General features: G+C 68.3%; 16 protein-coding genes and 2 pseudogenes. 11 read left to right on the top strand and 7 right to left on the bottom strand.

What is annotated here, in order from left to right; genetic code table 11:
• The 4 genes and pseudogenes from Q0R27_RS10210 to Q0R27_RS10195 all read left to right on the top strand — a co-directional run.
• Positions 1-120 (top strand): annotated as a pseudogene (locus Q0R27_RS10210) (IS5/IS1182 family transposase); the annotation flags it as partial.
• A 57-nt stretch (positions 121-177) separates the two neighbouring features.
• On the top strand, positions 178-1,203 hold the full coding sequence (locus Q0R27_RS10205) for a hypothetical protein (RefSeq protein ID WP_293944058.1): 1,026 nt from the start codon (positions 178-180) through the stop codon (positions 1,201-1,203).
• Positions 1,196-1,534, top strand: a complete 339-nt coding sequence (locus tag Q0R27_RS10200; RefSeq protein ID WP_293944057.1) for a hypothetical protein — start codon at positions 1,196-1,198, stop codon at positions 1,532-1,534. Before Q0R27_RS10205 ends, Q0R27_RS10200 begins: the two co-directional genes overlap by 8 nt.
• Before the next feature lie 391 nt (positions 1,535-1,925).
• Positions 1,926-2,948 carry a hypothetical protein gene (locus Q0R27_RS10195; protein ID WP_293944055.1) on the top strand — a complete coding sequence of 341 codons (1,023 nt, stop codon included), beginning with the start codon at positions 1,926-1,928 and terminating at the stop codon, positions 2,946-2,948.
• Positions 2,949-2,960: 12 nt separating this feature from the next.
• Here Q0R27_RS10195 and Q0R27_RS10190 read toward each other — a convergent pair whose 3' ends face one another.
• Complete coding sequence (locus Q0R27_RS10190; protein WP_293944060.1) at positions 2,961-3,575, bottom strand: NADPH-dependent FMN reductase; 615 nt, start codon at positions 3,573-3,575, stop codon at positions 2,961-2,963.
• Positions 3,576-3,647: 72 nt separating this feature from the next.
• On the opposite strand from Q0R27_RS10190, the gene Q0R27_RS10185 reads away from it, so the two are divergent.
• Both Q0R27_RS10185 and Q0R27_RS10180 read left to right on the top strand, forming a co-directional pair.
• On the top strand, positions 3,648-3,803 hold the full coding sequence (locus Q0R27_RS10185) for a hypothetical protein (RefSeq protein ID WP_293944053.1): 156 nt from the start codon (positions 3,648-3,650) through the stop codon (positions 3,801-3,803).
• Positions 3,800-4,048 carry a 4a-hydroxytetrahydrobiopterin dehydratase gene (locus Q0R27_RS10180; RefSeq protein WP_293944051.1) on the top strand — a complete coding sequence of 83 codons (249 nt, stop codon included), beginning with the start codon at positions 3,800-3,802 and terminating at the stop codon, positions 4,046-4,048. The genes Q0R27_RS10185 and Q0R27_RS10180 overlap by 4 nt, the downstream gene beginning before the upstream one ends.
• Here the strand turns inward: Q0R27_RS10180 and crcB are convergent.
• Together crcB and Q0R27_RS10170 are read right to left on the bottom strand one after the other, a co-directional pair.
• The gene (crcB, locus tag Q0R27_RS10175) at positions 4,025-4,396 is read right to left on the bottom strand and encodes a fluoride efflux transporter CrcB (RefSeq protein ID WP_293944049.1); all 372 of its coding nucleotides are present in this window, start codon (positions 4,394-4,396) and stop codon (positions 4,025-4,027) included. The genes Q0R27_RS10180 and crcB overlap by 24 nt on opposite strands.
• Complete coding sequence (locus tag Q0R27_RS10170) at positions 4,393-5,358, bottom strand: DUF808 domain-containing protein (RefSeq protein WP_293944047.1); 966 nt, start codon at positions 5,356-5,358, stop codon at positions 4,393-4,395. The genes crcB and Q0R27_RS10170 overlap by 4 nt, the downstream gene beginning before the upstream one ends.
• A 91-nt stretch (positions 5,359-5,449) precedes the next feature.
• On the opposite strand from Q0R27_RS10170, the gene serS reads away from it, so the two are divergent.
• The 5 genes from serS (at position 5,450) to Q0R27_RS10145 (ending at position 13,203) form a co-directional block, all read left to right on the top strand.
• Complete coding sequence (serS, locus tag Q0R27_RS10165; protein ID WP_293944045.1) at positions 5,450-6,712, top strand: serine--tRNA ligase; 1,263 nt, start codon at positions 5,450-5,452, stop codon at positions 6,710-6,712.
• A 107-nt stretch (positions 6,713-6,819) separates the two neighbouring features.
• Positions 6,820-7,458: an alpha/beta fold hydrolase gene (locus tag Q0R27_RS10160; protein ID WP_293944043.1), complete on the top strand. Its 639-nt coding sequence runs from the start codon at positions 6,820-6,822 to the stop codon at positions 7,456-7,458.
• A 185-nt stretch (positions 7,459-7,643) separates the two neighbouring features.
• Entirely contained in the window at positions 7,644-8,303 is a 660-nt protein-coding gene (locus tag Q0R27_RS10155) for a hypothetical protein (protein WP_293944041.1), read from the top strand.
• Positions 8,245-9,741, top strand: coding sequence for a DNA polymerase Y family protein (locus tag Q0R27_RS10150; RefSeq protein WP_293944039.1), 1,497 nt, complete (start codon positions 8,245-8,247; stop codon positions 9,739-9,741). Before Q0R27_RS10155 ends, Q0R27_RS10150 begins: the two co-directional genes overlap by 59 nt.
• Before the next feature lie 45 nt (positions 9,742-9,786).
• Positions 9,787-13,203 (top strand): error-prone DNA polymerase, encoded by a 3,417-nt coding sequence (locus Q0R27_RS10145; protein ID WP_293944037.1) that lies wholly within the window; start codon positions 9,787-9,789, stop codon positions 13,201-13,203.
• A gap of 100 nt (positions 13,204-13,303) precedes the next feature.
• On the opposite strand, the gene hutH is transcribed toward Q0R27_RS10145, so the two are convergent.
• The 4 genes and pseudogenes from hutH to Q0R27_RS10125 form a co-directional block, all read right to left on the bottom strand.
• Positions 13,304-14,809 (bottom strand): histidine ammonia-lyase, encoded by a 1,506-nt coding sequence (gene hutH / locus Q0R27_RS10140; protein WP_293944035.1) that lies wholly within the window; start codon positions 14,807-14,809, stop codon positions 13,304-13,306.
• A 31-nt stretch (positions 14,810-14,840) separates the two neighbouring features.
• On the bottom strand, positions 14,841-15,131 hold the full coding sequence (locus Q0R27_RS10135; RefSeq protein WP_293944033.1) for a hypothetical protein: 291 nt from the start codon (positions 15,129-15,131) through the stop codon (positions 14,841-14,843).
• Between the two features lie 21 nt (positions 15,132-15,152).
• Positions 15,153-15,716: a hypothetical protein gene (locus Q0R27_RS10130; protein ID WP_293944031.1), complete on the bottom strand. Its 564-nt coding sequence runs from the start codon at positions 15,714-15,716 to the stop codon at positions 15,153-15,155.
• A gap of 233 nt (positions 15,717-15,949) precedes the next feature.
• Positions 15,950-16,261: pseudogene (locus Q0R27_RS10125) on the bottom strand (urocanate hydratase); the annotation flags it as partial.

Raw genomic sequence — 16,261 nt, 5'->3', positions numbered from 1 at the left:
ATCGAGATCATGTTCGGCCGCCTCAAGGACTGGCGCCGCGTCGCCACTCGCTACGATCGATGCCCGACCGTCTTCCTCTCCGCCATCGCCCTCGCCGCCACCGTCATCTTCTGGCTCTGATCAACGAGTCCTGACCCTAGTCCACTACAGGCCAATCATGGACTTTGTTCGGCGGGCGTGAAGCTTCACGGCGATGGTTTTCTAATCTCTTTCCTCGAAGCGCAGATGCTGGGGCTCGGACGACGCGAAGGGCTCGAAACCCACATTCGACCTTACCTCAATGGGCGCGATGCGCTTCAACGTTCGCGTAATCTATGGGTGATCGATCTTTTCGGTTTGAATGAAGTCGACGTTCGTCAGCGCTTTCCCGAAGTTTATGAGCACCTCCTTTCCCGCGTCTGGGATTATAAAGTGTTAAACAAAAAGACCCAAAAATGGGAGCCTACCGGCCGCAAGTATAATAACCGGCAGACGTATAAGGATAACTGGTGGATTTTCGGTGAGCCAAGAGGCGATATACGCCCCGCTCTTCACGGTTTGGTTCGTTACATCGCGACTGTTGAAACTTCGAAACACCGGGTATTTCAGTTTCTTGACGTCAGCATTTTGCCTGACAATATGATCATCGTTTTTGCTATCGATAGTTCTTTCCACTTGGGGATTGTGCAATCCTCAATTCATACTGAATGGGCGCTCCGTGCCGGGGGATGGCTCGGCATTGGCAACGACTCCCGCTACTCCAAATCCAAAGTCTTCGACTCATTCCCCTTCCCCGACCCCACCTCCTCTCAAAGAGGGAGAATCGCCTGCGTCGCCGAAGAACTCGACGCTAGGCGCAAAGCGGCGCTGGCCGAGGTGCCGGGGCTGACAATGACCGAAATCTACAATTTGCGCGACCTGAAGCGCGGCGGCGCGGCACTCGATTTCGTTACCGAGGAGCGCGCCACCCGCGCGCGTGCCGGGACCGTCGCCAAGCTGCACGATGAACTCGATGCCGCCGTCGCCGCTGCCTACGGCTGGCCAGCCGATCTTGCCCCGTCCGAAATCATCACCCGCCTTGTCGCGCTCAATCACGAACGCGCCGCCGAGGAAGCCGCCGGGACCATCCGCTGGCTTCGCCCCGACTATCAAATCCCGCGCTTCGGATCAGCGAAACCAGCCAAGCGGGGCAGGAAAGTGGCGGTCGAGGCCGACGATGCCTGAGATGCAGGCGGCGAGCTGGGTGATGTGGGTCGAGAAGGCGCCATTCGTCGCGGCGATCAACCTCGCGCGGACGCGCGTGGCGCTGCGGCGCAAGGGGATCATGCCCGAGCCCGACCTGGTCATCATTGAATCGCGCGATGGCGTCTCGATCCGGTCGAGCGAGATCGCGATCGACGTTCCGGCTCGCGGCGTCTGGGTGTCGCCGATCGCGGTCAACGGCGCGGCGCTTAGGCGGCTGGCGCCGAAGCTCGATGGGCCGGAGGTGGTGCTGTCGTTCGACGAGGGACGGCTGCTGGTTGGATCGACCTATCTAACGGCGCGCGAGATGTAGGCTGGTTTGCCGCGCCCCTGCGGGGGTCGTGATGACGGGGAGTGCTGGGTTGCCGCGTCGCTACCCACCCCCGACCCCTCCCTTCCAGGGAGGGAGTTTGCGCAGATAATGCTTGCTTTTGCTAACCTATATGGTTATGTAATCTCCACGACTCGAGGGGGAGATGGGGATGTTCGATTGTTTCAGTCACAAGCCGGCTTGTTATTCGCGGCCGGTGCGGGGGAAGCCGACTCCGGCGCAGCGGGCGGCGATGGATAAACAGCGGTTACCGCCGGGACCGTCCTCTCCTCCGTTCAGCGAGGAGGCGCATTTGACGGCGGCTCGCGAGTGGCTGGCGCATGTTGATGCCGGCCGGATCGGGGCGGGAACGATCCGGACTGGGGCTCGGTGAATGCCGCGGGGGCGGAAGAAGGGGGAAATTCGCCTCGTCCCTGAACCAGTGTGGATCGCCCCGTTCCTGAGCGCGCTGGCGGTGACGGGGAATGTCGGGGCGTCGGCCGAGATCGCCGGGATCGATGTGACGGGGGTCTATCGGCGCAAGACGCGCGACGCCGGGTTTCGGGAACAGTGGGCGGCGGTGCTGAGCGCGCGGGAGGCGCGGGCGAGCGGGGTGGTGGCGCCGGCTGTTTCGGTGGTCGTGACTCCAGTGCTGGCTGCTCCGGAAGCGATCGGGGCCAAGGATGATGGTTCGGCGGGGGCGATATCCGCAGCAGCGGCGGCGGCGGCGATGGGGCTGCGGCCGCGGATGACGGCGTCGGGGGTCAAGCTGGCGCGGGTCGGAACGCGGCGCTGGTCGGCCAAGGCGGAGGGGCAGTTCCTGGTCGCGATGGCGAACTGCGCCAACATGGCGGTGGCGGCGTCGGTGGCGGGGTTCTCGAAAGCGGCGGTGTCGAAGCGGCGGTTGAAGGACGCGCGCTTTGCCGCGGCGTGGGACTTGGCGATGGAGGTCGGCCAGGTGCGGATCCAGGCCGGGCTGATCGCGCAGGCGGCGCGCGCCTATGACGTCGACGAGTTGCTGGCGGAAGGGGAGGTGGCGCTTCCGCCGATGTCGAACGCCGAGCGGATGGCGGTGGCGAAGATGCCGCTGGGGCGGGCCAAGGTGGGGGCGAAGGGCGCTGCGGTCGATGTGTTCGCCGAGCGCGCGGCGGCGATGAGCGACGGCGAGAAAGAGGATCTGCCCGACCGGTTGCTCGAGAAATTGTGGCGGACGCGCAAGCTGATCATGCAGGAGCGCCGCAGGCTGGGCGGGATCGAGGTCGGCAAGCTGGTGCTCGAGCCGGGCTGGGTGTGGCAGGGCGAGGGGCCGATGCCGCAGCTTCCGGGGCAGGACGACGACCAGGGGTGGGACGCGATGCCCGAGCGGCTGGCGAGGGGTGAGGCGCGGCGGCGCGCGGCGGGGCGCAGTGATTGTTAGGTGGGGGGACGGTCAGGTGGGGGTAACGCCGGTCTCGGTCGTGCTGGGGTCGGAGATGTGCATGGTGGCGAACTGGACGACCTGGCGGCCGACGAGCTCGAGCTGCGCGGCGGCGGCGGGGTCGGAGCAGTTGCCCCCCTCGAACATTCCGGCAACGGTCTTGATCCCGGCGCCGAGCGGGGTCGGCCAGCCGCGCAACGAATGGACAATCGAGCGCAAGGTGGCGAGCGTGCTGCCAGTCGCCTGCCAGCCGTAGGCGGTGGTGATCAGCCCGACAGGGACGCCGTCGAGGTAGACGCGCGGGTCGCGCGCGGTCTTTTCGAGATAGTCGATGGCGTTCTTGACGAGCCCCGAGATCGAGCCGTGGTAGCCGGGGCTGGCGATGATGAGGCCGTCGGCCAGGCGGACCGCATCGACCAGCTCGGCGCCGTCGGGCGAGCCTTCGGTGCCGGGGCTGAGGAAATGGGGCAGGCGCGAGAGGAACTCGCCGCCGAACATGCGGGTGTCGGCGCCGGCGCTGGTCGCGGCGACGAGCGCGAGGGCGAGCGCCTGCTCGGTCGAGGAGCCGGGGGTGGCGGTGCCGCCGATCCCGACGATGAGCGGCTTGCGATTGGAAGAGCGCATCATCGGCGAGCGGTAGGCAAGTTTGCGGCGCGCGGCTAGAGGGGGCGGCGGGGCGGCGAGCAGGAGGTTCATCCGATGACAGATGTGTTGATTGCGGCGGCGGTGGCGGCAACCCAGCCGAGCCCCGAAGCGCTCAAGCCGGGGCGCGAACTGGCCGAGGCGGGGACGCTGGCGCATTTGCTGCCGATCATGGCAAGCGCGCAGACTGCCAAGCCGTGCGGTGCGAAATGAGCGGCTGGGAGGAGCGTGGGGACGCGCTGTCCAAGAGTTTCCGGTTCAAGGACTTTTCGGAAGCGTTCGGGTTCCTGGCGCGGGTCGCGCTGCACGCCGAGAAGGTCGACCATCACCCCGAGTTCACCAGCGTGTGGAACCGGGTCGATTTCCGGCTGACGACGCACGATGCGGGCGGAGTGACGGCGCGCGATCGCGAGCTGGCGGTGGTGATCGATCGGCTAGCGGGCGAGGCTGAAGCCTAGAAATACGGCGAGCAGGCTCACGATCACCGAGGCGGCGACGTAAGCGGCGGCGTGGGCCGGGCTGGTGCGCCACAATGTCAGCGTGTCGAGCCCAAAGGCGGAGAAGGTGGTGAAGCCGCCGAGCAGCCCGGTGACGAGGAAGATCTTGACGCTCGCGGGTCCGCCGCCCTCGCTGCTGCCATGCACGGCGAACCAGCCGGCGAGCAGCCCCATCGCGAAACAGCCGACGATGTTGACGCCGAGCGTGGCGAGCGGGGGTGCCCAGCCGGCAAGGATCGCGGCGCGACCGGCGGCATAGCGCAGCAGCGCGCCGAGGCCGCCGCCGACGAAGACGAGCAGCGGGTTCAACTTGCCGGTGGCTGAGGAGCCGGGTTCCCGCTTTGGCGGGAATTGCGGGCGAGGTGGAGCGCGAGGACGAGCAGGCCTCCGATGACCAGCGCGACGAGCGCCGCGGCGAGGGCGTTGACGAGCCATTCGAGCGGGCCCGAGGCGATGTGGTTTCCGGCGAGCTTGGCGGCGAGGTCGTGGATGGCGTGGGGGATCGCGTCGAAGCCGAGCTCGTCCATGCCGTGGACGAGGATCCCGCCGCCGACCCACAGCATCGCCGCGGTGCCGATGCTCGACAGGCCGGTCAGCAGCCACGGCACGAGGTGGACCAGCGCGAGCCCGAATCGACGGGCGAAGGGGGTGCCGCGGCGGGCGAGGTGGAGGCCGATGTCGTCGAGCTTCACGACCAGCGCGACCGCGCCATAGACGCCGACGGTGATCGCGACCCCGACGATGGCGAGGATGATCGCCTGGTTGACGATGGTGCGGCCGGCGAGGCTGGCGAGCGCGATCGCCATGATTTCGGCGGAGAGGATGAGGTCGGTGCGGATCGCGCCGGCGACCTGGCGCGCTTCGAGCTCCTCGGGGGTGTCGCACTCGGCGAGTTCGACTTCGTCGTGGTGATCGTGGAGCGCGAGTTCGACCAGCTTCTCGGTCGCTTCGAAGGCGAGGTAGGCGCCGCCGAGCATCAGCAGCGGGGTGATCGCGAACGGCAGGAAGGCCGAGAGGAGCAGCGAGATGGGGAGCAGGACGAGCAATTTGTTGCGCAGGCTGCCGACCGCGATCTTGGCGATGATCGGCAGTTCGCGATCGGGGGAGAGGCCGGCGACGTAGCGCGGGGTGACCGCGGCGTCATCGATGACCACGCCGGCGGCCTTGGTGCCGGCGGTGGCGGTCGCGGCGGCGATGTCGTCGAGGCTGGCGGCGGCGGAGCGGGCGATGACCGCGATGTCGTCGAACAGGGCGATGAGTCCGGATGCCATGGGGCGGGCCTTAGCGGGCGAAGGGTGAACGGGGAAGCGCGGACCACGCGGGGTGTTGCGTAGGGCGGCGGTTTATCGCACGACGCGCTCCATGTTGAGCATGGATTTCATCAAGCGCAATCGCGCCGACGTCGAACGCGCCATCCGTGACAAGCGGGTCGGGGTCGATCTCGATGCGCTGCTGGCGCTCGACGAGGCGGTGCGGGGGGCGAAGACCGAGGTCGATACGCTGCGCGCGACCCGCAATGCGATCAGCGCGAGCTTCAAGGATGCCGCGCCGGGGGAGAAAGCGGCATTGGGCGCGCGGGCCAAGGAAGCCGGGGCGCGGGCGAGCGCGATCGAGGCCGAGAGCGCGGCGCGGGAGGACGAGCTTCGTGCGATGATGCTGCGGCTCCCCGGAATCCCGTGGGAAGGGGCGCCGGTCGGGCCCGACGAGGACAGCAATGTCGTCATTCGCACCGAGGGCCAGGTGCGCTCGTTCGAGTTCGAGCCGTTGGACCATGTCGCGCTGATCGAGCAGAACGACTGGGCCGAATTGAGCCGGATCGTCCAGGTGTCGGGATCGCGGATGTATTGCCTCAAGGGGCGGCTGGCGCTGCTCGAAACGATGCTGATGGCGTGGGCGCTGCAGGAGGTTTCCGCCGCCGGGTTCACCCCGATCACCGTGCCGTCGCTGGCCAAGCACGCCGCGTTCGTCGGCACCGGGCATTTCCCGGGGCACGAGGACGAGGCCTATGCGGTGCCGGCGGATGATCTTTATCTGGCGGGGACGGGCGAGATCGCGCTGACGTCGTTGCATTCGGGCGAGATCCTCGATGGGGCGAGCCTGCCGATTGCTTATGCCGGGCTGTCGCCGTGTTTCCGGCGCGAGGCGGGGAGCGCGGGGCGCGACGTGCGCGGGCTGCTTCGCGTCCACCAGTTCCTCAAGGTCGAGGCCTATGTGATCTGCGAGGCCGACGAGGCGGTGTCGGCGGCATGGCACGCGAAGCTGCTCGGGCTGGCCGAGCATTTGCTGTCGGAGCTCGAGATTCCGTACCAGGTGATCGAGACTTCGACGGGGGACATGGGGCTTGGGAAGTATCGCATGAACGACATCGAGAGCTGGGTGCCGAGCCTTGGCAAGTATCGCGAGACGCATAGCTGTTCGACGCTGCACGAGTGGCAGGCGCGGCGGGCCAACCTGCGGTATCGCGATGCCGACGGGAAGGTGCGGTTCGCGCACACGCTCAACAACACCGCGCTGGCGAGCCCGCGCATCCTGGTGCCGCTGCTCGAGAATCACCAGACGGCGGACGGGCGCGTGCGGTTGCCCAAGGCGCTGCGGGCGATGATGGGGGGCGGCGAATTCCTGTAGCCGATGAGCCTGAGGCGAAGACCGGGTCCGAGGCGAAGGTCGGGCAGATCGATCCCGACCATGTCGCGCCGTCGGGCTGGCTGCGCGCCGCCGAGTGGGCGTGGCATTTGCCGCGCGCGCTGGCCGGGCTCGGGCCGCTCGGGCCGCGCGGGCCCGAAGATGGGCCGCCGGCGCTGGTGCTGCCGGGGTTCCTGGCCGACGATCGCACGACGATGGAGTTGCGCCGCGGGCTCGCGCGCGGCGGGTGGCGGACCTATCCGTGGGAATTGGGGACCAACAAGGGCGCGCGGGCGGACACGCTCGAGCAGCTCGGGCGGCGGCTCGAAGTGGTGCATGACCTGCGCAAGGTGCTGCTGGTCGGGTGGAGCCTTGGCGGGCTGTTCGCGCGCGAGCTGGCGCGGACGCATCCGGACAAGGTGCGCGCGGTGGTGACGCTGGGCTCGCCCTTTTCGGGGGACGTCAGGACCAACACCAATGTGCGCGGGCTGTACGAGTGGGTCGCCGGGCACAAGGTCGAGGAGCCGCCGTTCCCCAGGATCACCGACAAGCCGCCGGTACCGACGCTGGCGATCTGGTCGCGGCGGGACGGGATCGTCGCGCCGGCGGCGGCGCGCGGGACGCCGGAGGAGACCGATCGCTCGGTCGAGATCGACGCCAGCCACATGGCGTTCGCGGTGTCGCGCCCGGTGCTCGAGAGGGTGGTGGACGAGATCGCGCGGTTCCTGAAGGATTTCGAGAAGGCCTGATCCCCCCGGAATTGGGATATTTCAGACTCCCGTTGACTCCCCCCACCTGAGTCGGGGTATGAGAACAAAACTAGAACGATAACGGTGCGAGTCGTGTGGCGACAGGTCTTTCCCTGGTCGGCGGCGGAGCCTTTTGGCCGCCTTCCGAACTGGCCCCCGAGCGGGAGCAGGGGGAGCTGTGCGCCTTGCCGGTGCCCGCCCAGCCGACGCTTGGCGAGCTGTTCGCCGCAAGTCCGAGGGACGGCGGGGCGACCGGGTTCCTGCTCGCCCAGCTCGGCCAGCTTTCCCGCGAGCGGCCGTTACTGTGGGTCCAGGAGCGGATGGCGATCCTCGAGGCGGGGCGGATCTATCCGCCGGGGCTGGGCGCGCGGGGGTTGGGCGCGCAGGGTTTTGGGCCGGACCTCATCCATGTCGAGGCGCGCGATGCCCGCGCCGCGCTGTGGGCGATGGAGGAGGGGCTTCGATGTTCGGCGCTAGGCGGGGTGATTGGCGAGCTGTGGGGCGATCCCAGGGCGCTCGATTTTACCGCGACGCGGCGGCTCGCGGTCGCGGCCGAGCGGTCGGGGGTGCCGGCGTGGCTGGTGCGGTTCGGGGGCACGGCGAATTTGAGCGGGGCGCGGATGCGCTGGCGGGTCGCAAGTGCGCCGTCGCTGGCCCACGAATTCGACCCGCGCGCGCCGGGCGCGGCGGCGTGGGATGCCGAGCTGTTCCGCGCGCGGGGAGCGGCGCCGGGGCGGTGGCCGAGATGCTGGAGCGCGGGTGGTGACGGAGCGGCGGATTTTGAGCGTGTGGTGGCCGTTGCTGCCGATCGAGCGGTGGCGGCGGACGAGTGGAAACGCGCCTGAGCTGGTCGTAGCGCTCGTCGAGGAGGCGCAGCATGGCCAGCTGATCGTGGCGATGACCGAGGCGGCGGCGGGCGGCGGGGCGCGGCGGGGGATGCGACTGACCGATGCGCGCGCGCTCAATCCGGGGCTGGTGGCGGTTGCGGCCGATGCGGCGGGGGACGCCGCGCTGGTGGCGCGATTGGCGCGCTGGGCGGGAAGATGGTCGCCGCTGGTCGAGGTCGATGGCGCCGACGGGGTGCGGCTGGAGGTGACCGGGGTGGCGCATCTGTTCGGCGGTGAGGCGGCGCTGGCGGCCGAGGTCGAGGCGCGGTTCGAGGCAATGGGGCTGACGACGCGCGTGGCGGTGGCGGGGACCGCGGGGGCGGCGTGGGCGCTGGCGCGGTATTCGACGCGCCCCTCTCCGCAAGGGGAGAGGGAAGATCTTTCGGGGCTTCCAGTTGCCGCGCTTCGCCTGTCGCCGGAAGCTAATCACACGCTTTACCGGCTTGGGCTGAAAACCGTGGGGGCGCTGGCGGGGGTGCCGCGGCGGTCGCTGGCGCGGCGGTTTCGCGAGGCGGATAATCCCCTGGATGCGCTCGACCGCGCGCTGGGGCGCAAGCCCGAGCCGCTGACCGCGCTGGCGGTGGCGCCGCCGCCGAGGGCGACGCTGCGGCTAGCCGAACCGGTCGACGATCCGGCGGTGATGGCGGGTGCGCTGGCGCGGCTGGCGGGGCCACTGGCAAAGGAACTGGCCGCCCGCCGGCTTGGCGCGCGGCGCATCGCGCTGACCGCCTGGCGGGTCGATGGCGAGGTCGGCGAGGTCGAGGCAGAGACCTCGCTGCCGACGCGCGATGCGGCGCATCTCGTGCGGCTGCTGGCGGAGCGGGTCGGCGCAATCGACCCGGGTTTCGGAATCGACGCCTTCGCGCTGACCGCGACGTGGTGCGAGCCGTTGGCGGCGGGGCAGGACGCGCTGATCGGCGAGCCGGCGCGGGAGCTGGAACTGGCGCGGCTGGTCGACCGGTTGACGGTGCGGCTGGGCGCGGAGCGGGTGCGGCGGCCGCAGGCGCGGGCGAGTCATTTGCCGGAGCGGGCGAGCGGGTGGCTGGGGGCGGTCGAGGGGGAAGGGCTGGATTGCCGCGCCCCTGCGGGGCTCGCAATGACAGTGAGACCACAGCGCCTGCTTGATCGGCCCGAGGCGATCGGGGTGGTTTATGCCACACCCGAGGGGGTGCCGCGGCGGTTTACGTGGCGGCGGGGGGTGCATGATATCGCGCGGGTCGAGGGGCCCGAACGGATCGCGCCCGAGTGGTGGCGGCAGCCGGGGGGGACCCGGCTGCGCGATTATTACCGGGTCGAGGATGCGGCCGGGCGGCGCTTCTGGATCTTTCGCGAAGGGGTGATCGGCGACGGGCGCGGGGGCGCGCCGGAGTGGTATGTGCACGGGGTGTTCGGGTGAGGATTCTCTTGCCGACCGGGGTCCCGGCTTTCGCCGGGATGACGCATGCCTGAATCGACCGGGTTCGCGCGGCGCAAGCTGGTGCTGCACGACGAGCTGCCGCCGCCGCCGGTCGCGCGGGCGGATTATGTCGAGCTGGGGGTAGCGACGCCGTTCTCGTTCCTGCGCGGGGCGTCGGATGCGATCGAGCTGGTGCTGACCGCGCTCGAGCATGGCATGGACGCGATCGGGGTGGCGGATCGCAACACGCTGGCGGGGGTGGTGCGGCTGCACAGCGCGGCGAAGGGGGCGGGGTTGCGGCCGCTGATCGGGTGCCGGGTCGAGCCGGCGGATGCTCCGGCGCTGTTGGCTTATCCCAAGGATCGCGAAGGCTATGGGCGGCTGTCGCGGATGCTGAGCCTCGGCAAGATGCGCTGCGCCAAGGCGGAGTGCGACTTGCTGCTGTCCGAGGTGGCGAGCCACGCGCAAGGCATTGCCTTCATCGCCATGCCGGGGGAGGATCTGGACGCGTTCGAGGCGGCGTTGCCGGCGCTGGTCGCGGCGCTGCCGGGGATGGCGCATGTCGCGGCGGCGCATCGTTATCGCGGGGATGATCTGGCGCGGATCGAGCGGATCGACCGGATGGCGCGCGCGCACGGGCTCGGGCTGCTGGCGACCAATGATGTTCATTATCACGCGCCCGAGCGGCGGCCGCTGCAGGACGTGATGAGCTGTATCCGCGAGAAGGTGACGCTGGCGCAGGCGGGGTACATTCTCGATGCCAATGCCGAGCGACATCTGAAGTCGCCGGCGGAGATGGCGCGGCTGTTCGCGCGGTGGCCGCATGCGATTGCGGCAACCCGCGCGTTTGCCGATGCGATCGACTTCAGCCTCGATGAATTGAAATATGAATATCCGCGCGAGAGTGTGCCGCAGGGGCGGACTCCGCAGGCGCAATTGGAACATCTGACGTGGATCGGGGCGTCGCGGCACTGGCGCGAGGGGGTGCCGCCGAAGATCATCAAGCAGTTGAAGCATGAGCTGGCGCTGATCGAAAAGCTCGATTTCGCGCGCTATTTCCTGACGGTGCACGACATCGTCGATTTCGCGCGCTCGCTCGATCCGCCGATCCTGTGCCAGGGGCGCGGGTCGGCGGCGAACAGCGCGGTGTGTTACTGCCTGGGGGTGACCGCGGTCGATCCGTCGACCAACTCGCTATTGTTCGAGCGCTTCATCTCGGAAGAGCGCAAGGAGCCGCCCGACATCGACGTCGATTTCGAGCATGAGCGGCGCGAGGAGGTGATCCAGCACATCTATCAGAAATATGGCCGCGACCGCGCCGGGATCGCGGCGACGGTGATCCATTATCGCCCGCGCTCGGCGATCCGCGAGGTCGGCAAGGTGATGGGGCTGTCGGACGATGTCACCGCTGCGATCGCCGCGACCCATTGGGGGAGCATGGAAGGCCACATCGCCGAGGAACGGGTCGGCGAGGCGGGGCTCGATTTTTCCGATCCGCATTTGCGGCGCGTGGTCGCGCTGGCAAGCCAGCTGATCGGAATGCCGCGCCATCTGTCGCAGCATGTCGGCGGGTTCATCCTGACCGAACGGCCGCTGATCGAGACGGTGCCGGTCGGCAACGGGGCGATGGCGGATCGCACCTTCATCGAGTGGGACAAGGACGACATCGAGGAGCTGGGGATCCTCAAGATCGACGTGCTCGCGCTGGGAATGCTGACCTGTATTCGCAAGGCGTTCGATTTGATCGCGGCGCATCATGGCGAGCGGTGGGAGCTGGCGAGCGTGCCGCGCGACGAGGCGGGGGTGTACGACATGCTGTGCAAGGGCGACAGCCTGGGGGTGTTCCAGGTCGAGAGCCGGGCGCAGATGAACATGCTGCCGAGGCTCAGGCCGCGCTGTTTCTACGATTTGGTGATCGAGGTGGCGATCGTCCGGCCGGGGCCGATCCAGGGCGGCATGGTACACCCGTTCCTGAAGCGGCGGCAGGGACGCGAGCCGGTGATTTTTCCGTGTCCCGCGCCCGAGCATGGCGAGGCCGACGAGCTCGAGAAGATCCTCGGGCGCACCTTGGGGGTGCCGATCTTCCAGGAGCAGGCGATGAAGATCGCGCTCGATGCGGCGAAGTTCAGCCCGGCCGAGGCGAACCAGTTGAGGAAGGCGATGGCGACGTTCCGATCGCGCGGGACGATCGAGCTGTTGCAGGAGAAGATGGTCGGGCGGATGGTCGAGCGGGGCTATGATCCCGAGTTTGCGCAGCGCTGCTTCGACCAGATCAAGGGGTTCGGTGAATATGGCTTTCCCGAGAGCCACGCGGCGAGCTTCGCGCACCTGGTGTACGTGTCGAGCTGGTTGAAGTGGAAGTATCCGGCGGCGTTCGCGTGCGCGCTGCTCAACTCGCAGCCGATGGGGTTTTATGCGCCGGCGCAGATCGTGCGCGACGCGCGGGACCATGGGGTGGAGGCAAGGGCGGTCGATGTGAATGCGAGTGAGTGGGATTGTACGCTCGAAGCTCCCCTCCCTGACAGGGAGGGGCTGGGGGTGGGTGACGAGCGAAGCGAGCTGGCGCGACGGTCGGACCGGCTCGCTGCGCTCCCTACCCACCCCCGCTCAGCTGCGCTGAGTCGCCCCTCCCTGGAAGGGAGGGGGGGAGAGGCGCTTCGGCTGGGGTTGCGGATGGTCGAGGGGCTCAGGCTCGATGCGGCGACGCGGGTGGTTGGCGCGCGGGGGGATGTGCCTTACGCCAGCGTCGAGGAATTGCGCCGTCGCTCGGGGGCGAATGTCGCGTCGGTGAGCAAGCTGGCCGAGGCCGATGCGTTTCGGTCGATGGGGCTCGATCGGCGGGCGGCCTTGTGGGATTCGCGCGCTCTGAAAGGCGCGCCGGACCTGCCGCTGTTCGCCCATGCCGATGCACGCGACGAGGGGTGGGAGACCGAGGTGGTGCGGCTTCCCGCGATGCTGCTCGGCGAGCAGGTGGTGGCCGATTACCAGACGGTGCGGCTGTCGCTGAAAGCGCACCCGATGCAGTTCCTGCGCGACCATTATGACGCGCGCGGGTTCACGACGGCGGACCAGTTGGCCAAGCTCAAATATGGCCGGCGGGTGTCGCTCGCGGGGCTGGTGCTGATCCGCCAGCGCCCGGGGAGCGCGAAGGGGGTGTGCTTCATCACGCTGGAGGACGAGACCGGGATCGCCAACCTGGTGATCTGGCCCGATGCGTTCGCGGCGCAGCGCAAGGTGGTGATGGGGGCGCGGCTGATGGCGGTGCACGGCATGGTCCAGCGCGACGAGGAGATCATCCATGTCGTGGCGCGGACGCTGGTCGACGATACCGCGATGCTGCGCGCGCTGAGCGAGGAGGCGATGCCGTCGACTTTGAGCACGGAGGATGGGGCGGGGAGCTGGCGCGCGGGGACGTGTTCGTCGCTGACCGCAATGTCCATGCCGAGGGCGAGTTTCGGCTGACCGGGCCGCGGTCACTCGAGGTGAAAGGGTGCGCGTTCGGCGGGTTGATCTGCAAGACGCAGGCGTGGGCGCGGGTCGGGCCTGCGAAGGCGCGGCGGCGCTAGTCGAGGACGGTTAGGTCGGCCAGCGATCCGGCGAGGACGGCGGCCTGGATCGCGGCCATTTCGTCGGCCCAGTAGCGGTCGGTGTCGAGGTGGGGCGAGAGCGCGCGGACGCGAGCGTGGAGCGCGGCGAGCGCCGGGCTGGTGACGAGCGGGCGGTGATAATCGAGTCCTTGCGCGGCGGCGATGAGCTCGACCGCGATGACCCCCGCGGCATTGTGGGCGATGCGCACCGCCTTGCGCGCGGCGATCGGGGCCATCGAGACATGGTCTTCCTGCCCGGCGCTGGTCGGGATCGAGTCGACGCTGGCGGGGAAGGCGAGGCTCTTGTTCTCGCTGACCAGCGCGGCGGCGGTGACCTGCGGGATCATCAGCCCCGAATTCAAGCCGCCGTCGTCGGTGAGGAAGGCGGGGAGGCGGCTCATGGTGGGGTCGACGAGGACCGAGGTGCGGCGTTCGCTAAGACTGCCGACCTCGCATAGCGCCATGGCGATGATGTCGGCGGCGAAGGCGACCGGCTGAGCGTGGAAATTGCCGCCGGAGATGGCTTCGTCCGAACCGGGGAAGAGGATCGGGTTGTCGGTGACGGCGTTGGCTTCGATGGTCAGCGTGCGCGCGGCGTTGACCAGGAGGTCGAGCGAAGCGCCCATCACCTGGGGCTGGCAGCGGAAGCTGTAGGGGTCCTGCACCCGGTCGCAATCATGGTGGCTGGTCCCGATCTCGCTGGCGTCGAGGAGGGCGCGGAGGCGCCGCGCGACGGTGATCTGGCCGGGCTGGCCGCGCAATTCGTGGAGACGGGAGTCGAACGGGGCGCAGCTGCCTTTGAGGGCATCGACCGCCATCGCCCCCGATCCGAGCGCGGCGGCGAACACCCGCTCGCCGAGGAACAACGCGTCGAGCGCGATCGCGGTCGAGGCCTGCGTCCCGTTGATGAGCGCGAGGCCTTCCTTGGGGCCAAGCGTGAGCGGTGCGCGGTTCATCCGGGAGAGGGCCTCGCCGGCGGGGAGGGTTTCGCCGGCGAGGTCGATGCGGCCTTCGCCCATCAGCGTCGCGACCATGTGGGCGAGCGGGGCGAGGTCGCCCGAGGCGCCGACGCTGCCCTGTGACGGGATGACGGGCATGGCGTCGGCATCGAGCAGCGACTGGAGCGCGTCGATGACGGTGCGGCGGACGCCGGAGTGGCCGCGACCGAGCCCGATCAGTTTCAGCACGATCATCAGCCGGACGGTGGCGCGGGGGAGTGGCTCGCCGAGGCCGCAACTGTGCGACAGGATCAGGTTGCGCTGGAGGTCGGCGAGGCGATCGGCGGGGATTCGGGTCTGGGCGAGGAGGCCGAAGCCGGTGTTGACGCCATAGACCGTCGCGCCGCCGGCGACGATGCGTTCGACCGAGGCGGCGGCGGTGTCGATGTCGGCGAGGGCGGACGGGGCGAGGCGGGCGGGCGCGCCGTTCCACAGAGTGCGGAGTTGGGCGAGGGTGACGGCGCCGGGAGCAAGGGTGATCATGGGGCGCGGTGTGGCAGAAGCGAGCGAGGAATTACAGGGGAGGGGGAAGCGTCGTCCCGGCGGAAGCCGGAATCCCGTGAGGGGTGGGAACGATGCTCTTCACCGACCGGGGTCCCGGCTTTCGCCGGGATGACGGGGTTGACCGGGCAACGTCCGGGCGGGGGACGCGCTTGCCCTTGGTGCGGCTGGTCAGGTAAAACGCGCCGCAGCGGTCGCAGCGGTAGGGGCGAAGCGCAATGGTCGCGGCGGCGGCGGCGAGGTGGGCGTCGTTCGCGGTGGGGTAGCGGTGTTTGGCGGCGCAGATCGAGAGGCGGGTGCGCATCGTCGACTGCCCACCGGTTCTTTACCGGAGAGGCGTTATCGTTAAATCCGTGAATAGGAACTCGCCTGTAGAGCAGACGATGCGAACCACCGGATCAGCATCCTTCAACAAGAAGCTCTTCGCTTCATTCCCGAGGTTCACGGAAACCTTGCTGAGGTCGTAGGACAATTCGAAGGACTGCACGGTGCCCGGCTTCGTCATCAGCGAGAGCGGCAGAATTTCGTCGTCCTTGCCGTTGAAATTGTAGCTCAGCATTTGGATTGACGCTTCTCCGGAAGGCATTTTTTTTGGGTCCACGGGCAACGCCGAGATAGAAAACCCTGCAAACATCTTGGGTGGGTGGCCTGGTGTGGCGGCCGAGGCCACTTGGATTCGCGCGATGGGGATGAAAGTCGAGCTTACAGCAAGACTGTTCAACTGAACCTTCCCGGTAACTTTAAACGGCCCGCCACCAGCGGGCAGCGATAGTTCGGAGAAATGATCGGCGGCTGTATCGCAATCATAGGCAATACCTCCGGCGAGGGCGGCTGCCGGGATTGTAAGCAGCGCCACGCCCGCAGCATAAAAACCGGTGATGAGCTTCATATTGCTTCTCCGTGGCCGCCCGCTACCGAGCATCATATTTTTCGAGATTTGCGCAAATGGGCATGGTCAGGAAGGCGATGCAAGTGCTTTCACCAGAGCCTTATAACAAAAAGTCGTCAGGCCGCTATTGGGTCGAAAGCGGTCTTTCCGTCTTTGCGAGCGGAGCGAAACAATCCAGTCTTTGCGCTGCTGGGTTGCTTCGCTTCGCTCGCAATGACGGGGACTGGTGGCGGTCAGCGGGGGATCATCGGCAGGTCCAGACCCTGTTCGCGCGCACAATTGATCGCGTCGTCATAGCCCGCGTCGGCGTGGCGCATGACTCCGGTGGCGGGGTCGTTCCACAGGACTCGTTCCAATCGCCGCGCGGCGTCGTCGGTGCCGTCGGCGACGATGACCATTCCCGAGTGCTGCGAATAGCCCATGCCGACGCCGCCGCCGTGGTGGAGCGAGACCCAGGTCGCGCCCGACGCTGTGTTGAGGAGGGCGTTGAGGAGGGGCCAGTCGGAGACGGCGTCGGAGCCGTCCTTCATGCTTTCGGTCTCGCG

This window comes from Sphingomonas sp., assembly GCF_025362505.1.
Classification (GTDB): Bacteria; Pseudomonadota; Alphaproteobacteria; order Sphingomonadales; family Sphingomonadaceae; genus Sphingomicrobium.
Note: the sequence above shows the minus strand (reverse complement) of the source record. Positions and strands in the feature narration are given on the sequence as shown.

Coding starts and splice junctions, on each gene's coding strand:
- Q0R27_RS10200 (WP_293944057.1), top strand. CDS start 1,196: ATGCCTGAGATGCAGGCGGCGAGCTGGGTGATGTGGGTCGAGAAGGCG.
- Q0R27_RS10195 (WP_293944055.1), top strand. CDS start 1,926: ATGCCGCGGGGGCGGAAGAAGGGGGAAATTCGCCTCGTCCCTGAACCA.
- Q0R27_RS10190 (WP_293944060.1), bottom strand. CDS start 3,575: ATGATGCGCTCTTCCAATCGCAAGCCGCTCATCGTCGGGATCGGCGGC.
- Q0R27_RS10185 (WP_293944053.1), top strand. CDS start 3,648: ATGACAGATGTGTTGATTGCGGCGGCGGTGGCGGCAACCCAGCCGAGC.
- Q0R27_RS10180 (WP_293944051.1), top strand. CDS start 3,800: ATGAGCGGCTGGGAGGAGCGTGGGGACGCGCTGTCCAAGAGTTTCCGG.
- Q0R27_RS10170 (WP_293944047.1), bottom strand. CDS start 5,358: ATGGCATCCGGACTCATCGCCCTGTTCGACGACATCGCGGTCATCGCC.
- serS (WP_293944045.1), top strand. CDS start 5,450: ATGTTGAGCATGGATTTCATCAAGCGCAATCGCGCCGACGTCGAACGC.
- Q0R27_RS10145 (WP_293944037.1), top strand. CDS start 9,787: ATGCCTGAATCGACCGGGTTCGCGCGGCGCAAGCTGGTGCTGCACGAC.
- hutH (WP_293944035.1), bottom strand. CDS start 14,809: ATGATCACCCTTGCTCCCGGCGCCGTCACCCTCGCCCAACTCCGCACT.
- Q0R27_RS10135 (WP_293944033.1), bottom strand. CDS start 15,131: ATGCGCACCCGCCTCTCGATCTGCGCCGCCAAACACCGCTACCCCACC.
- Q0R27_RS10130 (WP_293944031.1), bottom strand. CDS start 15,716: ATGAAGCTCATCACCGGTTTTTATGCTGCGGGCGTGGCGCTGCTTACA.